This is a genomic window from Acinetobacter septicus, assembly GCF_019355975.1.
In the GTDB taxonomy this organism is placed as follows: domain Bacteria; phylum Pseudomonadota; class Gammaproteobacteria; order Pseudomonadales; family Moraxellaceae; genus Acinetobacter; species Acinetobacter ursingii.
Genome location: NZ_CP079898.1, coordinates 82325 through 97247, shown reverse-complemented (window position 1 = coordinate 97247; position 14923 = coordinate 82325). Strand labels below are relative to the sequence as shown.

At 38.4% G+C, this 14923-nt stretch carries 14 protein-coding genes and 2 pseudogenes; 5 read left to right on the top strand and 11 right to left on the bottom strand.

Going from position 1 to position 14923, the window contains the following annotated elements:
* Positions 1–78: 78 nt before the first annotated feature.
* Together glyA and I6L31_RS00580 are read right to left on the bottom strand one after the other, a co-directional pair.
* Complete coding sequence (gene glyA, locus I6L31_RS00585; protein WP_005003708.1) at positions 79–1332, bottom strand: serine hydroxymethyltransferase; 1254 nt, start codon at positions 1330–1332, stop codon at positions 79–81.
* A gap of 155 nt (positions 1333–1487) precedes the next feature.
* Positions 1488–2183: pseudogene (locus tag I6L31_RS00580) on the bottom strand (alpha/beta hydrolase); the annotation flags it as partial.
* A 74-nt stretch (positions 2184–2257) separates the two neighbouring features.
* Here I6L31_RS00580 and I6L31_RS00575 point away from each other — a divergent pair.
* Positions 2258–3348, top strand: a protein-coding gene (locus I6L31_RS00575) for an IS4-like element ISAba1 family transposase (RefSeq protein ID WP_100607965.1) whose coding sequence is annotated in 2 segments (ribosomal slippage) — positions 2258–2798 and positions 2798–3348 — 1092 coding nt in all. Because the reading frame shifts where the segments join, the coding sequence is not laid out codon by codon here.
* An 18-nt stretch (positions 3349–3366) separates the two neighbouring features.
* Here I6L31_RS00575 and I6L31_RS00570 read toward each other — a convergent pair.
* A pseudogene (locus tag I6L31_RS00570) lies at positions 3367–3912 on the bottom strand (lipase family protein); the annotation flags it as partial.
* 202 nt (positions 3913–4114) lie between these two features.
* On the opposite strand from I6L31_RS00570, the gene I6L31_RS00565 reads away from it, so the two are divergent.
* The 3 genes from I6L31_RS00565 (at position 4115) to gltP (ending at position 8130) form a co-directional block, all read left to right on the top strand.
* On the top strand, positions 4115–4804 hold the full coding sequence (locus I6L31_RS00565) for a putative quorum-sensing-regulated virulence factor (RefSeq protein ID WP_005003702.1): 690 nt from the start codon (positions 4115–4117) through the stop codon (positions 4802–4804).
* 90 nt (positions 4805–4894) lie between these two features.
* Entirely contained in the window at positions 4895–5521 is a 627-nt protein-coding gene (locus I6L31_RS00560) for a hypothetical protein (RefSeq protein ID WP_005003699.1), read from the top strand.
* A gap of 1316 nt (positions 5522–6837) precedes the next feature.
* The gene (gene gltP, locus I6L31_RS00555; protein WP_004989816.1) at positions 6838–8130 is read left to right on the top strand and encodes a glutamate/aspartate:proton symporter GltP; all 1293 of its coding nucleotides are present in this window, start codon (positions 6838–6840) and stop codon (positions 8128–8130) included.
* Between the two features lie 91 nt (positions 8131–8221).
* Here gltP and I6L31_RS00550 read toward each other — a convergent pair whose 3' ends face one another.
* The 3 genes from I6L31_RS00550 to I6L31_RS00540 all read right to left on the bottom strand — a co-directional run bounded on the left by I6L31_RS00550 (position 8222) and on the right by I6L31_RS00540 (position 11063).
* Positions 8222–9559 (bottom strand): alpha/beta hydrolase, encoded by a 1338-nt coding sequence (locus I6L31_RS00550; RefSeq protein WP_005003697.1) that lies wholly within the window; start codon positions 9557–9559, stop codon positions 8222–8224.
* Between the two features lie 115 nt (positions 9560–9674).
* Positions 9675–10556 (bottom strand): 4-hydroxybenzoate octaprenyltransferase, encoded by an 882-nt coding sequence (gene ubiA, locus I6L31_RS00545; RefSeq protein ID WP_004989822.1) that lies wholly within the window; start codon positions 10554–10556, stop codon positions 9675–9677.
* Positions 10557–10559: 3 nt separating this feature from the next.
* Complete coding sequence (locus tag I6L31_RS00540) at positions 10560–11063, bottom strand: chorismate--pyruvate lyase family protein (RefSeq protein ID WP_004989826.1); 504 nt, start codon at positions 11061–11063, stop codon at positions 10560–10562.
* A 169-nt stretch (positions 11064–11232) separates the two neighbouring features.
* Here I6L31_RS00540 and I6L31_RS00535 point away from each other — a divergent pair, with 169 nt between their 5' ends.
* Positions 11233–11448: a hypothetical protein gene (locus I6L31_RS00535; RefSeq protein ID WP_004998453.1), complete on the top strand. Its 216-nt coding sequence runs from the start codon at positions 11233–11235 to the stop codon at positions 11446–11448.
* Between the two features lie 66 nt (positions 11449–11514).
* Here I6L31_RS00535 and miaE read toward each other — a convergent pair whose 3' ends face one another.
* The 5 genes from miaE to era are packed head-to-tail and all read right to left on the bottom strand — an operon-like array spanning position 11515 to position 14915.
* Positions 11515–12180: a tRNA-(ms[2]io[6]A)-hydroxylase gene (gene miaE, locus I6L31_RS00530; RefSeq protein ID WP_004989830.1), complete on the bottom strand. Its 666-nt coding sequence runs from the start codon at positions 12178–12180 to the stop codon at positions 11515–11517.
* A gap of 11 nt (positions 12181–12191) precedes the next feature.
* Complete coding sequence (gene pdxJ / locus I6L31_RS00525) at positions 12192–12917, bottom strand: pyridoxine 5'-phosphate synthase (RefSeq protein WP_005003694.1); 726 nt, start codon at positions 12915–12917, stop codon at positions 12192–12194.
* A 21-nt stretch (positions 12918–12938) separates the two neighbouring features.
* The gene (recO, locus tag I6L31_RS00520; protein ID WP_004989833.1) at positions 12939–13649 is read right to left on the bottom strand and encodes a DNA repair protein RecO; all 711 of its coding nucleotides are present in this window, start codon (positions 13647–13649) and stop codon (positions 12939–12941) included.
* An 8-nt stretch (positions 13650–13657) separates the two neighbouring features.
* Positions 13658–13855 (bottom strand): NF038104 family lipoprotein, encoded by a 198-nt coding sequence (locus tag I6L31_RS00515; protein ID WP_004989834.1) that lies wholly within the window; start codon positions 13853–13855, stop codon positions 13658–13660.
* Positions 13856–13871: 16 nt separating this feature from the next.
* Positions 13872–14915 carry a GTPase Era gene (era, locus tag I6L31_RS00510; protein ID WP_104794619.1) on the bottom strand — a complete coding sequence of 348 codons (1044 nt, stop codon included), beginning with the start codon at positions 14913–14915 and terminating at the stop codon, positions 13872–13874.
* Positions 14916–14923 lie beyond the last annotated feature (8 nt).

The window sequence follows — 14923 nt, the reverse complement described above, 5'->3', positions numbered from 1 at the left end:
CAGAGTTTAGTTCTGATGATTAAAATATTCACAGATAAAAAAAGCTCCCTTGAGGGAGCTTCTTCTCAAGCAATTTGCTTAGTTAGCATATACAGGGAATTTTGCACATACTGCTTCAACTTTTGCTTTAACATCAGCGATGACGCCTTCATCACCTTTGCTATCTAATACATCCGCAATCCAGCCCGCTAAATCACGAACTTCGGCTTCACCAAAACCGCGAGTCGTCACTGCTGGAGTACCAATACGAATACCAGAAGTCACAAATGGAGAACGTGGATCGTTTGGAACTGCATTTTTATTGACCGTAATATTGGCGTTGCCCAACCATGCGTCAGCATCTTTACCTGTAATGTCTTGTTTAATTAAAGACAATAAGAATAAATGATTATCTGTACCGCCTGAAACCACATCATAACCACGTGAAATTAATACTTCAGCCATGGCTTGAGCATTTTTAACCACTTGTTGTTGATACGTTTTATATTCAGGGGCCATTGCTTCTTTAAAACAAACTGCTTTAGCTGCAATTGCATGTACCAAAGGACCGCCCTGATTACCTGGGAACACCGCAGATTGAAGTTTTTTCTCAATTTCTTCGTTTGCTTTAGCAAGGATTAGACCAGAACGTGGGCCACGAAGTGTCTTATGCGTAGTAGTCGTTGTCACGTCTGCGATTTGAACCGGACTTGGATAAACACCTGCTGCAACCAAACCAGCAACATGCGCCATATCAACAAACAAATAAGCACCAACTTTATCCGCGATATCACGGAAACGCTGCCAATCCACCACACGGCTATATGCAGAAAAACCTGCCACGATCATGCGTGGTTTATGTTCCAAAGCTAAACGTTCAACTTCTTCGTAATCAATCTCGCCAGTTTCAGGATTTAAACCGTACTGAATGGCATTATAAGTTTTACCAGAGAAGTTTACTTTTGCACCGTGAGTCAAGTGACCGCCATGTGCAAGGCTCATACCCAATACTGTATCACCTGCATTTAATAATGCTAAGTATACCGCAGAGTTTGCCTGTGAACCTGCATGCGGCTGAACATTGGCATAATCAGCACCAAAAAGTTCTTTAGCACGGTCAATGGCTAATTGTTCAATCACATCGACATATTCGCAACCGCCATAATAGCGTTTGCCAGGATAACCTTCTGCATATTTATTAGTCAGTTTTGAACCTTGCGCTTCCATCACCGCAGGAGAGCAATAGTTTTCAGATGCAATCAGCTCAATATGCGCTTCTTGGCGCGCGTCTTCAGCGTCAATTGCTTTGGCCAATTCTGGATCAAATTCAGAAAGAGAAATGTTGGCAAACATTAGCGAGGGTCCTATGAATTAGGGCTTTTAAGCCGTGCTAAGATTGGGCGCTATTGTAGCATGAACTTTAGGATTAAGCAGAATGAACTTTACTCAGTTTTAAATAAAAATGGCTCATGTGATATACATGAGCCATACGGCAGAACCATCATGATTTATTTGGAAAGCATCGTTCCAACATCTTGCACAATATTTGGAATATTTAACACATAAGCAGTCCCGTGATCCCATTTCACTGCATTACCATCATCGGTAATGTATTGAATAGCTGTACCCTTTTGCTGGGCTGAACCGACCAGTGTATTGGTCGCAATTCGCGGTACAGTAGTGTCATTACTGCCCTGATAAATGGTAATTGGCGACGTCACTTTAACCGTTAAAGGCTGACCATCTTTAGAAGTAAAGTTTTTCACCACTGGAATATTCAGGAAATTATCCTGAGTACGCCCATAACCATTCAAACTTCCAGTAGATTGAGCATATAAACCCATACTGCCAGCAAAGGCATTACCAATATCACCTGAACATTCTGTTTCTGCGTAGGTTTGGGCAATCTGCGCAGTTGGATCTTTAAAAACCTGAGTATATTTAAAATCTGGATTTGGATTACGCAATCCTGCGGTAATCAGTGCAGTAAAGGTATCCAAACTTGCATATACAGGAATCTGTGTAGTTACAGGTTGATTTGCAACTGAGGCTTCGCCCAAAGTCAAAATCAAATCAAGGTTAGATGCAGGTGCAACAGCAACGGTTCCCTTATAATCGAGCTTGGCCCGTGATGCATATTGAGCAGCGCCTAAAGCTGCTTGTCCACCTTGTGAATGCCCAACGGTCGCCCATTTATTATTTACTTTCTCTGTACACGACAAAAATAGATAACTCATTGAAATAATGTCACAATAATTGTTTTCTAACGACGAATACTATGATACATCTCAATGAGTTATATCTTATCTTAAACAAATCTCTAAAATGGAACAAGTCACATTTAAAGTGCTTTGCGCTCATCATGCTTGTGATTATTTTAAAGCAAACATGTAATCTTTCTTCTGCATCTAAAGCCTTGCCCATCAAGTGCTTACCACAATCATTTTATCGACGTATGCAGCGCTTCTTTGCAGGTCAGTATTTTGATTATCGTCAAATTTCTCAGTTGATTTTCAATATGTTTTCATTCGACCAAGTGCAACTGACTTTAGATAGAACCAATTGGAAATGGGGAAAACGAAATATTAATATCCTGATGCTCGCAATCGTTTATCGTGGAATAGCGATACCTATCCTTTGGACATTGCTTAATAAACGTGGAAATTCAGATACGAAAGAGCGCATTGCTTTGATTCAACGCTTTATAGCCATTTTTGGTAAAGACCGTATTGTGAATGTGTTCGCAGACAGAGAGTTTATCGGTGAGCAGTGGTTTACATGGTTAATTGAACAAGACATCAACTTCTGCATTCGTGTTAAAAAAACTTCATTGTCACCAATCATTTAGGAAAGAATCATAAAATTAGTGATTTATTTCGCCATCTTAAAGTTGGTCAAATTGAATGTCGTAAACGACGGATTTTGGTTGGTCGGGTGAAACTATATATAAGTGCACTACAGTTAGAAAATGGAGAGCTTTTACTCGTCGTTTCTCCTCAGTTTAATGCCAATGCTATTCAGGATTATGCATTACGCTGGGAAATTGAAACCTTATTCAGTTGTCTCAAAGGACGCGGGTTTAATCTTGAAAATACGCGCTTGACAGACCCTAGACGAGTGAAAAAATTGATTGCGGTGTTAGCTATAAGCTTCTGTTGGTGTTACTTAACGGGTGAATGGCAACATGATCAAAAAAAAGCGATAAAAATAAAGAAGCATGGACGACTCTCAATGAGTTTATTTCGCTATGGTTTAGACTATGTTCAAATGGCGATTCAGCGTTTAATTGGTTTTGGGAAAAAAGAAGAGTTTAAGGAAATTTTGGCAATTTTAAGAAGGCAGAATCCTGATAGGATAAGGGTTCTGTGAAATTTGTCGTGTACAGAGATTTACTTTACTGCCCAAATAATTTCGTGCAGCAACGACCGCATCGGTTATAGAAAATGCTTCACTTTTTACATTTAAAAATGGATGCAATTCCTGTCCGCTTGGCTCTCCCAAACCTTCATAGTCAGGTGCTACCACCACATAGCCTTTGGCAAGTAGTGCAGCAATCATCCCTTTAATATAATCATTCATTGCCGTGCGGCTTGGTGCGCATTTATCCGCAACGCCTGTTGTGCCATGCGCCCACGCAACAATTGGCCAACCTCCAACGGGTGCCGCTCCTTTAGGCGTGAAAACTAGCGCTGTCGCCTGCACTTCTTTATTATTAATCCCCAACATCTTATAAGTCATTACCAGACTTTCACCAGCAATAGCGCTCATATCAGTTAGACCATAGCTATCCGTGCGAACAACAGGGTTTTGAATATTATTTTCAGGAATATCTGAGGGTGGTTTAAAAAAATCATCCCAGTCATTGTCATCATTACAGGCTGATAAAAATAGAGTTAAACTGAGCGTAGAGACTGCGAGCAACGTCTTTTTCATTTTTTCTTATCCTTTTGAAGGTATTCAACATTCTTGTTGTTTTGCACAGTAATGCAATTTATAAATTATGCCTTGTTTAACCGTATAAACAAGACAGTTATACAAAGTGAAACATAACATTCATGAATACAGTTGAATCTTTTCACGATTTATCAGAGATGCTACATTTAACTTTTGCTGTCGCATCGAGATTATTCATTTAATGACTGCCATTATTCTGGACACCGAAACCCATACCCTCAATGGTTTACCGATTGAAATTGCTTACGCACCTGTAGAAGTTCATGCAGGAAAACTCAGTCTGGATAAAAGTCAGCTATTTGATCAGCTATATCAAGTCAATCAACCAATCTCCTATGCGGCTATGGCGGTACATCATATTTTAGAGTCCGATCTCGTCGATCAACCTTTATATAGCTCTTTTGAGTTGCCTGCTGATACCACTTATATTATTGGGCATAATGTTGATTATGATATGGCTGCCATCGCGCGCTGCGGTGTAGAAACACAAGATATTAAAGCGATTTGTACCTTAGCACTGGCACGAAAAGTCTGGCCACAGGCAGATGCGCATAATATTTCTGCTTTAATTTATCTGATTTCTAAAGGCAGCGATAAAGCACGAGAACTACTAAAAGGTGCACATCGTGCCGACGCGGATATCATTTTAACTGCGAATATCCTGATGCATATTGTGCATCATTTGAATATTCACAATATTGATGATCTTTATCTGGCATCAGAACAAGCACGTATTCCCACTAAAATTAATTTCGGCAAACATAAAGGTAGCTTGATCCAAGACCTCCCCCATGACTATATCAATTGGTTACTTCGTCAAGATGATCTTGATCCTTATCTCAAAAAAGCGCTAGAGAACACTCTCGTTTGAAACTAATTTTTTGATTTATAAGTTATTTCATATTAATGTAATTTTCTCGTTTTATGGTATCACCAATTTATAACAAGGGATAAATTGGGGATGTCTCATTATTATAAAACTGCGCAAGGTCATACTGCGCTTGAAAACCGTCAATTTAATCTGAATGTAAGACAACGACGCTTATTACTATTAATCGGCACTGAAGACTTTAATAAGTTAAGTGATCAGTTCAGGCAAAAAATTGCATCTCCTGAATTGCTAGAGCAACTTGAAGCAATGGGACTCATCCAAGCTCAAACGTTTTCGAGCTCTATCACCACGCCTAAACCAGACACTGAAATTCCACCATCCAGCAGTAGCACAGTATCTCGCCAGAATGAAGTCGCCAATATTCAAGACGCTATCAATCATCCAACTCGTCCTAGTCAAGAATATCGAGTTTCGGATGACTTGATTCAGCACCAACAAGTTGAAATTACCCCAATGGCAATAATGGCCTTTGACGAAATCAAAACTTTAATGGCAGAAACCTTATCCCGCTATTGTGGTTTACTGGCAAGACAACTTTTAGAACAAATTAAAAATGCAAGCAATGTTAAGCAGCTTAAAATTTGTCAAATGCAATGGATTACCCATTTACAGGAAACCCGCATTCCTCCTCAGCAATTGAATCAACAATTACAACAAGTTAATTTTGCCTTACAACATCTTCAGCTTGAGCAATAAACAGATTAACGCATCAGATAAATCGAAAAATTTAAAAACTATACTGTTTTTTCTAAAACTTCGACTGTTGAATGCACGATGACTGTGCCGTTCATAATTTTGCTACGCCTACGACTAAAGATTAAACCTATTTGATCTAATCCAAAGTATTATAGATACATATAATAAATATGATATATTTCTCAGCGTTATATAAGACTCCTTTCTTAAGTCGCTTTTATTTCTCCTACGGGAGACAAATAAAGCGGGTTTAAACAATGATGAAAGAGGTCTATAGGTTTAGCCCTTTAGCTCACTTCGGTGGGCTTTTTTTTGTCAACAAATCAGGCTTAGAAAACTTAAGTGAAGTAAATCCATTTTTTAATAGAAAAATCACCTATTTTTACCAGATCTAGGCTTATCTTAATTTCTAATGCATTCAATATCACCCGCCAAATATTTTTTATTCTTTCGCTCAAGCTCTAAAGGTGAATGTTTTTTTCAATTGCAAAACATGCCTAGCATTAGTAAGAAAAGATTAATAAAAGAAAATCTAAAACTCATACGTTTTTAATATCACAATATTATAAAAATACGAATTTACATATTCAATATATTTAATTATTATGATTAATAATAGGAAAACCACATCCAAATATAACACTTAAATATCAAAATAAAATAATTTCGGTTTACAACGTTATCAAACTTCAGATTTAGATTAATTTTCAACAAATAGTTGATATAAAAGTAAATTTATAATTATAAAAGCATTGATATTTTAGTTTTCTTGAGTAATATGCTTTTTATTAGTGCAATTTTTATTAAAATGCACCATCAAATGACGACCAATTTTCATATAAAAGGATTTATTTTATGAGAAACTCATCAGACAAATTTATTTATTTCAAAAACCAACCTTATTTAAATATAATTCAGACTTATTAATTTTTTAGTTCCAATTTAATTAATTTGGCATATTCATTGCAACAAAATTATTTAGTGATACTTAATTTTAGATTTTAGTATTTAAATACTGCATCTTCCTTAGTCACATTTAATAATGATCCAAAGATAATTTTTTGAGATCGGAATTTACTTTCCAGTCCTGTAAGGACGAGATCCATCATTTTCCTTGGTGAGTTAAGGGCAAATTTTAGATTCATCGAAATGATCAGATGAAAAGTAAAGAAATTGAAAGTTAGCATGATAACTGAACGTTTTATTGTAGCGTGATTCCTCCTACCACCAGTTAAAACGACTTATGCCATCTTTAACAATTTCTTATGTTTTCAATGTCATCACGATCGGAGTCTTTGTAAAATATTGAGATTGATATGAAACAAAAACGAATTAGCATTGCATGGCAAATTCTGATTGCACTTATTTTAGGTATTATTGTTGGTAGCATTCTGCACAATCAGCCTGAATATCAAGACTATATCGTTACGAATATTCTAAAACCCGCAGGCCAAATTTTTATTAGCCTAATCAAAATGATTGTCGTGCCTATTGTTATTTCAACTTTAATTTTAGGCATTGCAGGAATTGGTGATACCAAAAAGCTTGGCAGTATTGGTTTAAAAACTATTATTTATTTTGAAGTCATTACCACGGTTGCGATTATTGTTGGACTTCTTGCTGCCAATATTTTTCAGCCAGGTGCAGGTGTGGACATGTCTATGCTGCACAAAGTCGACATCACCAAGTTTGAAGCTACTACACATGAATATCAATCGCATGCGCATGGTTTCCTACAAACAATTTTAGGTCTTATTCCGACCAATATTATTGACTCGATGGCTAAAGCCCAGATGTTACCGATTATTTTCTTTTCGGTGATTTTTGGTGTTGGCTTGGCAAGTTTGCCCCACGAAACCAAACAACCTTTGCTCAATGTATTTAATGCGATTGCAGAAACCATGTTTAAAGTTACACATATGGTGATGCTATATGCTCCAATTGGTGTGTTTGCCTTGATTGCCGCCACTGTTGCAACATTCGGTTTTTCATCGCTTGTGCCTTTGTTTAAATTGGTGGTACTGGTTTATACCGCTATTTTGTTCTTTGCCTTTGTTGTTCTTGGATCAGTTGCAAAATTTTGTGGTTTAAATATTTTTAATATCATTAAACTGCTTAAAGACGAACTGATCTTGGCATTTTCAACGGCAAGCTCTGAAACAGTATTACCTCGTATTATTCAAAAAACCGAAGCCTACGGCGCTCCTCGTGCGATTGCAAGTTTTGTGATTCCAACAGGTTATTCATTTAATCTGGATGGTTCGACACTTTATCAAAGTATTGCTGCAATCTTTATCGCCCAACTCTATGGAATCGATTTAACGATTACTCAACAGCTTATTTTGGTGTTAACGCTCATGGTCACGTCCAAAGGTGTTGCTGGCGTACCAGGTGCTTCGTTTGTCGTATTGCTTGCGACTTTAGGTGTGGTTGGTATTCCACTTGAAGGTCTGGCATTTATTGCAGGTGTAGATCGTATCTTGGATATGGCACGGACTGCACTGAATGTTGTGGGGAATGCTTTAGCTGCATTGGTCATCAGTAAATGGCAAAAACAATATGATGCTGAAAAAGCAGAGAATTACATGTTATCGCTGAAACAAGTCTAAGCCTTTATCAGCCCGAAAAATCAAAAGAGTAACTGAGATCATCAGTTACTCTTTTTTTCGCAATTTTGATTTAAAACTTAAATATGAGTCCTTATAAGCCTATTCCAGTACATTGTGGATTTTTGCTGGCATCTATAGTGGACGGATCAACCGTGATATTGGTTTTGGCTGGCATTTTCAATTGGATAAAATTATAGACTTGTAGATTTCGACAAACGATAGCCTGTGTATGTGACGCATTCAGGACTGGATCAAGTAGAATACTCGTTGAACCCAAACCTTTTAAATTCGCAACCAAGGCTTCTGTCACAGGGTAAGGAACGTTGGTATCAGCTGTACCTTGAACAATATAAACTGGTTTATCTATACGTTTAGTCCCTGGTTGATTCGCAGCTAAAAAGTTTTGAACCGTTTGATTGGTTTTAAAGTTATTGGTATCCAGACCAGGATAATCCATGACTTTCTTATCTGGGTTATCGGTCATAAATTTGATAATGTCGGTTTTAAATTTATCAATCAGACTTAAACTCGAATCATCACTATCTAAACAAAGTCCATTTTCTCCAGTGGTGCCTTCTGCAAATTCAGCCAGTGGTTTCGCTCTTTCCTGAAAGATATCCCGATAATTAAATTGTGTTTCATATGCTTTGATTCCAACGCCTGTAAGCGCAGCATAAGCCAGTAAAGTCGCATAAGAATCCACTGACACACGATTGCCTAATGGCACGTTCGCAGTTATTTCTTTTTTCTCAATATCTGCCAATGCCGTAGGTGCAACCTCTAAAATAATTTTACCCAAACTTGATGCTGGTGCACCCGCAACAGCACCTTGATAGGTTGCATCAGCATTTGCATATTCAGCAGTCCCTAGCGATGCCTGCCCACCTTGCGATTGCCCCACTGACATCCAAGCACCATTAAGCTGAACTCCATAGTGATCTTTCGCAGCTTTTACTGCGGCAAGTGCCGATTTCGCCTCACTGCCCAAATTTAGATACGGATGAATACCTGATGTACCCAAACCTTCATAGTCTGGAGCAATCACCACATAACCTGCTGCTAATAGGCTTTCAGCCAATATTCTAAAGCGTAGATTGATTTTATTATTACTTGGCGCACAACTATCTCCAACACCCACTGTTCCGTGCTCCCAAACCACAACACGATAACCATCTGCGGGTTGAGAGACTTTTGGAAACATCACCATTGCAGTCGCTTTGACTGTTTTACCTTGGACATTGACCATATTATAGGTCATTACTTTAATCGATTTGGCACCTGTCACTTGGTCTTTACTATACGTAGATTCTGAAATATAACTTTGATCAGGATTAACCCCAACATAATCATCATTACTGTCATTACATGCGCTTAGCAATAAAGTTGTTGTTGAAAATGCAAGTGCTAAAGCAATTTTTGACCGTTTCATAAAATATCCTTTTTATGTTTTTAAGTATTTAATCTGCATGGTCTTACATGCATCTTTATTTATGCACAAAAAAAGTGCTCTGCATAGAACACTCTTTTACTAGATGGTCAATTTTTTAAAATGAATAAGCCATAAAAATTCCTAAAAATAGGATAACCCCCACCCAACGGTTATGCCGAAACGCCCAAAAACACATTTGAGGATCGCGAGTTCTGGTTTTTGACCATTGATAGAAATAGTCTGCGGCAACCAAAAACAAAGCGACAAGTCCCCACGGAAATAGAATATCTGCAAGGTAAAAAGAAGCACCAATCAATACAATACTTAAAAACTGTAATAAGGAAATAATTTCAATATCATAGCGACCAAACAAAATTGCTGTGGACTTTACGCCGATTTTTAAATCATATTCACGATCGGTAATGGCATATTGAGTATCAAAAGCCACTGTCCAACATAAATTGCCAAAATATAGTAACCAGCATGTCCAATCTAGCGGCTTACCCATCGCAGTAAATGCCATCGGGATACCCCATGAAAATGCCATACCTAAAACCACTTGCGGTAAATGGGTATAACGCTTCATAAATGGATAAATAAAAGCGAGTCCTAATGCCCCGAAAGCGCAGTAAAATGTCTCAATAGGTAAGAAAAACAACATACAAGCACTGGCTGCGACTAAAACTAAAAACACAGCAATGGCTTCTTTAGGTTGGATAATTCCTGTCGCAAGTGGTCTGGTCTTGGTTCGTTCTACATGACCATCCACTTCACGGTCTGCGAAGTCATTAATGGCACATCCAGCAGCACGCATAAAAATGGTGCCGAACATAAATGGTAATAAAATATGTAATGGTGGAATTCCTTCAGCAGCAATCCAAAGTGCCCACATCATTGGCCAGAAAACCAATTCAGTTCCAATCGGCTTATCAAAACGACATAAATAATAATAGGCTTCTAACCGTTGTCGCCAAGTGATGGATTGTACTGCTGCCATGACTTACCCCTGCTCGTTTTGTTTCTTTATAAAATTTTCAAATGTGGTGAGAAATGTTTCTTGGACAATAAATTTACAGCCATGCCAGACATAACAACTTTGTCGAGTCCAGCCATCTTCTAAATATATCACTCGGCGTTCACAAGCTGGATTTGTACGCTGGAATAAAAACTTTCCTATCGGCTTTGTACCGATATGCTGAAAAATTCTGGCTTTTTTTTGTAAGCTTAAAATTGGGAAAATACTTTTCGCTTTCACCCATGGCTCTGCTTCACAACCATAAAGTAAACTTTCACGTACCCATGCAGTATGTGCATGTGGCATGTTCATCCATTGACTATCAATAAAACTTAAACGCTGAAAATGTTCTTTGGTGGGGTCAACCCGAAACTGACCAGACGCTAAATCTGTTAATTGTTGGGTCAAAGAGCCTGATGCATACAACCATTTTTTTAATTCAGGAGTTAATATTTTTTCCTGCTTAAGTTTAGATGGTATGTTCGGCATAACAGGCTCACTTCGATCAGAAAACCTAGTGTAACCGAATTTTTGTTTCAAAAATGCTGTGTTTTTAAGCAACATTCTTTTATTCACAAAATTGTAATAAATTTCACTATTTGAGAATATTTTAATATATCATATAGGGCATTTATCACAGGCATAGCTTAAGACCATTATGATGAATGACAAATTCAGATTTATTTTGCTCTACGGTGGAATATTCTGGGGCTGTGGTTTTACTATTTTAATGTTGCTTTATCGCTATTTCTTTTTGAATCAACCAAACTTACCGATTACTGCCTTTGCGGTTTATTTTAGTATTTGCTTTATTGCAGGTCTGGTATGGGGAAGTTTAGTTCATCATGATATTCAAAAGAAAATAGTGAGTTAATGATTGTTAAAGAAAGTGTAAAAGCCAGTTTTCAAACTGGCTTTTGTGTTTTTAACATTTTAAAGATTAGGAGGCTGGTGTAGCCACTTTAGCGGGCACTCCACTATGAAACCTAAAGACATCATCAGGCGTCAAGATTAGATTTTTCTCCACTTCACGAATATGTTGAATACGCTGCTGAATATCTTCTTCGGGATTTTTCATTTTAGCCGTGGTCGCGACTTCCATTGCCAAGGCCAAATAATCTTCAAAGTGACGAGATTCAGATTTCAACAAATAACGATAGTAGCGCCCAAGCTCATCATCCACCAAAGGTGCCAGTGCATGGAAACGCTCACAAGAGCGCGCTTCTACAAATGCCCCGACGATCATGACGTCAATCAATGCTTCAGGCTCATAAGTTCGGATTTCTTTACGTAAACCACCCGCATAACGACCTGCACTCACGGCTTTCCATTCCTGCCCACGTTTTTTCATAAACTCAAGCACTTGCTCATAGTGCAGCATTTCCTCGCGAACCAGTTGTGCCAATTTGACTTGTAAATCGGTAAAAAAACTGTACCGGAACATCAGATTCATGGCCGTGCCTGCGGCTTTTTTTTCACAATTGGCATGATCTTGCATCAACAAATCAAGATGATTGATGGCTTCATCTAACCATGCTTGAGGTGTTTTGCAGCCTAAAAATGCAATGACTGGCTGCATGAGTTCATCATAGTTGGGATTTGACATGTTCAAAACTCTTAGCGTGCAGACTGTATTGCGGCTTTCATTTGCTGTACCGCTTGCGTCAAACCAACAAAAATACTCTCTGCGATAATGGAATGACCAATATTTAACTCATGAATCTGTGGAATCGCTGCAATCGGCGCAACATTTTCAAGATTCAAGCCATGTCCAGCATTAACAATTAAACCCTTATTTGCAGCATACTCTGCGCCCTGAATAATTCGGGCAAGTTCAGCTTGTTGCTCATCATCATTGGCAGCATCAGCATAAGCTCCCGTATGTAGTTCGATGGTCGGCGCGCCACAGGCAATCGCAGCATCAATTTGCGCCAAATCAGCATCGATAAATAAAGAAACTTCACAGCCAATTTCAGCTAAGGCTTGAGTCGCAGCTTTGACTTTTTCAAATTGCCCCACGACATCCAGTCCGCCTTCTGTTGTGACTTCCTGTCGACGTTCAGGCACAAAACACACATGATGAGGTTGAATTTCTTTGGCAAACTCCACCATTTCATCGGTCACAGCCATTTCTAAATTCATATGCGTTTTTAATAATGGGCGCATACGACGCACATCATCATCTTGGATATGACGTCGATCTTCACGTAAATGCAAGGTAATGCCCTCTGCACCCGCCTGTTCACAGACCAACGCTGCCTGAACTGGATCTGGATAAGTCGTGCCTCGTGCCTGTCTTAAGGTCGCAACATGATCAATATTCACACCAAGCAAAGCAGCCATAGATAAGTCCTGAAAGAAAATTTAAGAATGTGATTGTGTACTTTGTATCCAAAGCTGACGACTTTTTAAAGGTCGATCACCTAACAAAGAACTAATCATTTGACGGTATAGTTTACCCAATAATTGTAACTGTTCGGCAGAAAATTCTGCACCTTCTACATAATTCTGCATACAGCAAACCAACTCACCCGAAAGATTTGCAGCACTGCGACTCGCAACAGGCAAAAAACCCTCAGTTGCCTGAAATTGATAAGACATCACCTTACTAATTGCTTGCTGATTACAATCTACATAAAAATCGACTGCATAGCCTAATTCTTGCAATAACGCATGTTCAAACTGACGTAAAATTTGTCTTAAAAATAAAGCAGGTTGAGGATGTGTCGATAAAAGCTGTAATTGCGCCAGCGTTTTTTGATATTGAAGAAAAGTTTGCGGCATGGCCTCTTCTAAAGGACACAAACGCAACAGGATTTCATTCAAATAAAACCCTGCAAAAAAAGCATCACCATGAAAGAAAACAGGATGATTTAAAATTTCAAGTTTAGTGAAATTTTTTAAATCGCCTTTACCTGTCGCTTGTAAGGTAATGGGTTGATATTGTGGAGGTGGCGTTTGTCTGAGAATACCGTCCATACGACCATATTCTTCAGTAAACAAATGCACGATATGGCTTTTTTCACGATATTTACGATGATGAACTAAATAGCCATGAATGACTTCATTACGCATAAACGAAGTTAATCATCCTTTTTTTTCTCATCTTTTTCATCGTCGCCATCTGGAATGGCAGCACCCACAACAGCTGCTGTCCCTTTTACAACAGCTTTAGTGGTGCCATAAGCAACTTTGACTGGAACAGTCACGACTTTAGTAATACACCCTTGTAGCATCAGTACACAAGCTAAAGCACCCAAACAACGTATCATGACTGTCATTGCTTATTCTCTTTTTTTAAATATCGCTATAGCCTAAACTTTTGAGCGCACGTTCATCATCAGACCAGCCACCTTTGACTTTCACCCATAGTGTCAGCATGATTTTCTGTTCAAACATTTTTTCCATGTCTGTACGCGCTTCCATACCAATGCGTTTGAGTTTAGCGCCTTTGTCACCAATCACAATGGCTTTTTGTCCCGCGCGTTCCACAAAAATCGTGGCATCAATATAGGTACAAGCAGGTTTTAATCGACCTGTTTTTTCACTGATCGTTTCTTCTTCAGTTTTAAAGGATTCAATTTGTACCGTTAAATCATAAGGCAATTCTTCACCCAACTGACGCATGATTTTTTCACGGATAATCTCACTGGCCAGAAAACGCTCAGAACGATCGGTAATTTGATCCATCGAATATAACGGCGGTTGAAATGGCAAATATTTTTCAATCGTGTCACGTAAATGATCCAAATTTGCACCACGTAATGCAGAAACAGGTACAATTTCAGCAAAGTTCATGAGTTTTGCACGTTCACGAATCAATGGTAAAGCTTCATTCTTATTTTCAAAGGTATCTAATTTATTGATGACCAAGATCACAGGCATTTCTGCATTTTTCAGCTTTTCCAAAACCAGTTCATCGTTTTGAGTCCACTTTTGCGCATCGACTACAAATAAAACCAGATTGACATCACGTAATGCTGAATGCGCTGCACGATTCATCATTTTATTAATCGCACGGACTTCTTTTTTATGCATACCCGGCGTATCGACAAAGACCGCCTGTGACTTTTCACGTGAATCAATTCCCACAATTTTATGACGTGTGGTTTGTGGTTTACGTGAAGTAATCGATAGCTTTTGACCCAATAAATGGTTCATCAATGTAGATTTACCTACATTTGGTCGCCCAACAATCGCAACAAAACCGCTTCTAAAGTCAGCAGGAATGGTGACACCTTCGTCACTAAAGAATTGATCAATCAGTTGATTAGCCTGATTTTCATTGTCACGAATTTCAGGATTTTCATTTGAATCTGGATTGACTTGATCAGAATGCATGGACATGC